Here is a 4514-nt window from a genome sequence, read left to right on the forward strand (position 1 = left end):
CCTCGATGATGGCGCGGCAATAGCTAAGAAATTTAAGAACTGGTAAGTACACGGAGTATCAACCGCCACGGCCGAACCATGGTTAAAACCAATACAGAAGTTGGCGCGGTTACCAGCGAGCATTCACGCAAGTCGTTAAGACGTTTAAAAATAAGAATCCGCTACAAACGACGAACGAATCTTACTGCATACGGATTTCACTGGAATTGACCAACTCGCAGCGACTACGGAGTTAGGTACACAAAAAGGACTCAACCAAGTCGGGTAACGCCTGCATAACACGTTTGCTACGATACAGACTAAGCCCAAATTTACCACTAAACACGGTAAACTCAAAGAAACCTAGAATGCCGAATGTAGCAAATCGTGTTGATGCATTTGTTATATTTTATGCACCCAAAGCTATTTTCTTAATAGCCTCTAAGGCAAAATCTCTTACTTCAGGAACAGAAAATACCTTTTTTATAGATGCAGATATCTTACTTTTATTAACATTAAGCCAAACACCTTTAGGCAATTTTTCAGCCGTAGTACTTGCCTTATCTAAAGCCGATTTTAATTTTTCTAATTTCTCTTCTGATAATTTACATTCTTCTTTAATGACCTGAATTCGTTCAAATAATGAATCTAAATTATTCCGCAACTCATCCACCTCAGTCGATGAAAAATGACTCTCAGGGTTTTCAACATTACTAGGAAAAATCTTTTCAATTCGATCATGTAATTGTTCATCATCAACTATTTTTGGAGAGTAAATTACCAACAATTCCGTCTCTATATTCTCGCACCAACCCTGAATGCTACTTATAATCGGTTTTAGTGATGATAAATCGTATATGTCTTCTGACTTAATATCACCAGGACGTTCTGTAATTACATATTTAATTTTATTTACTTTTTTATACTCTGAAGTTTCCGTTGAAGGAAAGCCTGCCGCAGCAAATATGCCACCTTTAGGTTGAGATTTCTTGACCTCCTCTTCATATTCAACTTCCTTAACATTGAACTGAAAAGATGGGTGATGCTTAAATGACAATTGAATAAGATCTCCATATTGTGGATACTTAATGTCAAAATCGTCGACTGTGAAGGCTGTATTATCTATCGCCGCCTCGATTTTAGAAATAAAACTCTGATTTAGTTGCACACCTAACCTCCCAAAAAATATAACGCCTGCCATAAGGTGTGCCAACTCTGAACTAGCCAAGCGCGCCGAACTCCATACCTGTTTTTGGGGATCTGTGTGCAGTAGAGAAGTTGCTTAATCGTAACTTCGCATATTCTTGCAGAATAGAGAAGTATCTCGTTATATAGGCGTAACCTTTCGATTTCTGAGTCAATCTCGTCATAGGTAGGATTAACGACATTGGCATAGTCGTGAGAACAGTTTATAACTCGACTCATAAGAAGCGATAGCGTAACGCCATTATTCGTATAGGGATTCGTAAAGCCGCCTTTTTCAGGGGCTTCCTTAGCGGGCATAAGAGAGAGCTGGCCTTGCTGTAACATCCATGCACGCATTTCAGTGGCGATCGGCAAAAAGTTTATTCCACAAATAATCTCCCCCGACCATCGAAACGCTTGGGGGTGATAACTCCAAGGTTGATGCGAACCATGCCAGTCGCGCTTATGAGATTGCATATATGTTCCTTTTTCAACGATGTCGGATTTTTTGCTATTTGACAACAACTCCGGAGCGCTACGCCATCGGCAGATATGAGCCTTATGCCTAACGCTCGCCATAATACGCCACAACGTATTGCGATGACGTTGATAGAACCACCGAAAACACCACTGCCAATTCATACCTAAAATGCCGAGCGTTGGTGGTCGTATTGATGGCTTTGTTAGGTTAATTCCAACGGTTCCAGTCAGGTTTTCGGCTCCTATAAAATAGAGTTCTCTCCTGCTTCGACTTAGATATAAAACGCGATGCATACTTGTTGTAGTAAATTTTAGGGCAAAAGTAATAACAAGTGTTTATTAATATACTTGAATTTACTATGGATAATAAATACTCATAACTTTCAAGAAAACGATAATAAACCCAAGCTGATTTATAACCATTCGATGTTTGAATTTTCGCTAAGCTAGATATACTTTGATCTAACAACTCTGATATTTTTTTTGCTTCGTTTGGATAACTCTTATTAATCATCTCAAAATCTGACACCCAATATCGAGAAAATGATAAAAGCGATTCATGAGTATTTGTTTTTATATATGTTGATTTATATTCAACTCTAAACTCACCAACAGAAACTGTATTTTTGGATAGAGGATAGCCCTCAATCACAGCTCCTTCACTAGAAGTGACAAAACCAGTATTGCTAGGTTCCATTTCTTCAAAAACATCACCGTGATTAAAAGCCCCTAGATATTTCAGTTTGCAAACTCCAGTTGAGCTATCTACACCTTCAAATAACCGATAAAAGCTAACTGTATAACACCCATTAGTATCATATATATAGTTTCTTCCATATATGGTTGCTTTATTTTTCACCAGCTTGTTAAATTCACTTAATAACGTTAGATCATCATCCATTTATCATCCTTAATTAACTTACCCTTTATTAACCTAACGCTCGCCATAATACGCCACAACGTATTACGATAATGTTGATAGACCACCGAAAACACTAAAGCCAATTCAGACCTAGAATGCCGAGCGTTGGTGGTCGTATTAATGGCCTTGTTACCCGGCCGTTTGACTTGGATAAAGCAGCTTGCCTGCCATGATGAAGTGCAGTTGAAAACTGCGCTGATTAAGCGCGAAAAACACATAACTCAAGGCAAACAAATTCAAAACTATAACCACGGAAATTACTGCGCGTTTACCCACAAAATAGCGGCTACGATAATGTTAGCACTATGGTTTACCTAGAAAAGATGAACCAAAAACGAGCTCGAATACGGATAAAAAGGCAGCCAAATTCAAGCCGCGAACATCGCCTGTAGTTCTATTTCTTTCGGCAACCACCAAAATGTAACCACTTCCCTGCCAGCGCTCCGACCACAATATTGAAAGCGGCTATCCTCGATGATGGCGCGGCAATAGCTAAGAAATTTAAGAACTGGTAAGTACACGGAGTATCAACCGCCACGGCCGAACCATGGTTAAAACCAATACAGAAGTTGGCGCGGTTACCAGCGAGCATTCACGCAAGTCGTTAAGACGTTTAAAAATAAGAATCCGCTACAAACGACGAACGAATCTTACTGCATACGGATTTATCTGGAATTGACCAACTCACAACAACAGCGGAGTTAGGTAAGCAAAAAGAACTCAACCACGTCGGGTAACGCCTGCCATAAAACGCCACAAACAAATTTCAACATAATTGATACGACCACCGAAAACACTGAAGTCAATTCAAATCTGAAATACCGAGTGTTGGTGGTCGTTTTGATGGCCTTGTTAGGTGCTTAACGTAGCTTCCGAGCAAAACGTTTCTTTACGATCCTACCAATAAAGCTATTAAGTCCTTGCCCTGCTACTGCTAGCTCTTTCATCTGTTGGATATGGGCTACGCCGGTACTTGCAACTGTGTAGAGATACGTAGCTCCTCCATTAAACATCACTGTAATTGAGTCAGCTTCAATTGCGAATGAATGTACATTGGAATTACCACCTCGATTCAAATATCTTTGCATCTTTAGTTACCTTTTAAGTAACCCACTGTACGAATAAACACTTTTGTAAAATATAAAAGTTGTTTACTATCGCACTGATCAGTGGGTATTTGTCTACACTTGGGATTGCCGTCCCACCTAATTGATTCTTACGGGGCTTTGAAAGTTGCCGCTTTCAAAGCCTTTTATGATTTGTCCTTTGGAGGACAAGGATCATTTCCATGGCTACTAGCCTTACGGATGCGGCCATTTTTTCCGTGAATCAACATTTCTCCTTGCTTGTTTTGGCTAACTTGCCGAGCAATTTTCTCGGCTTCAGCTTGAGTTTTAGTCACTCGGTGAGCTTTCGAAGCGCCACCACTCTTTACCGCCCAACCATCCGGATGCGGTACTACATGCGTTGTTTTTCGCGCCATATAAGACCCTCATAGTTATTAAACATCGCCGAGAGAAAACACTATATATAGTTAAAACCTCCCTCAGACACGGAATATATGGGGCTGAAATATCAACAAACAAGGTGTGGGTATTAAAAAAAGGAATGAAATTTCAGATAGGTGATACAGGCCTAACTTTGATGTAATTGACAAATAACAAGGTTGCAGAAGCACCTAACGCTCGCCATAATACGCCACAACGTATTACGATTATGTTAATGAGACCACCGAAAACACTAAAGCCAATTCAGACCTAGAATGCCGAGCGTTGGTGGTCGTATTAATGGCCTTGTTACCCGGCCGTTTGACTTGGGTTAAGCAGCTTGCCTGCCATGATGAAATGCAGTTGAAAACTGCGCTAATTAAGCGCGACAAACACTCAACTCAAGGCAGACAAATTCAAAACTATAACCACGAAAATTACTGCGCGTTTACCCACAAAAT

Annotated in this window: 5 protein-coding genes; 1 reads left to right on the plus strand and 4 read right to left on the minus strand. The window is 40.1% G+C overall.

Going from position 1 to position 4514, the window contains the following annotated elements; genetic code table 11:
- Positions 1 to 388 precede the first annotated feature (388 nt).
- Positions 389 to 1207, minus strand: coding sequence for a chromosome partitioning protein ParA (locus tag L4C35_RS22735; RefSeq protein WP_428464996.1), 819 nt, complete (start codon positions 1205 to 1207; stop codon positions 389 to 391).
- A gap of 645 nt (positions 1208 to 1852) precedes the next feature.
- Positions 1853 to 2545, minus strand: a complete 693-nt coding sequence (locus L4C35_RS22740) for a hypothetical protein (RefSeq protein ID WP_428464997.1) — start codon at positions 2543 to 2545, stop codon at positions 1853 to 1855.
- A gap of 141 nt (positions 2546 to 2686) precedes the next feature.
- On the opposite strand from L4C35_RS22740, the gene L4C35_RS22745 reads away from it, so the two are divergent.
- Positions 2687 to 2884, plus strand: coding sequence for a hypothetical protein (locus L4C35_RS22745; protein ID WP_428464998.1), 198 nt, complete (start codon positions 2687 to 2689; stop codon positions 2882 to 2884).
- A gap of 76 nt (positions 2885 to 2960) precedes the next feature.
- Here L4C35_RS22745 and L4C35_RS22750 read toward each other — a convergent pair whose 3' ends face one another.
- Together L4C35_RS22750 and L4C35_RS22755 are read right to left on the minus strand one after the other, a co-directional pair.
- On the minus strand, positions 2961 to 3158 hold the full coding sequence (locus L4C35_RS22750; RefSeq protein ID WP_428464999.1) for a hypothetical protein: 198 nt from the start codon (positions 3156 to 3158) through the stop codon (positions 2961 to 2963).
- 660 nt (positions 3159 to 3818) lie between these two features.
- Positions 3819 to 4049 carry a DUF2188 domain-containing protein gene (locus L4C35_RS22755; RefSeq protein WP_428465000.1) on the minus strand — a complete coding sequence of 77 codons (231 nt, stop codon included), beginning with the start codon at positions 4047 to 4049 and terminating at the stop codon, positions 3819 to 3821.
- Positions 4050 to 4514: the final 465 nt, after the last annotated feature.

This window comes from Photobacterium kagoshimensis (assembly GCF_050337045.1).
GTDB classification, from domain to species: domain Bacteria; phylum Pseudomonadota; class Gammaproteobacteria; order Enterobacterales; family Vibrionaceae; genus Photobacterium; species Photobacterium kagoshimensis.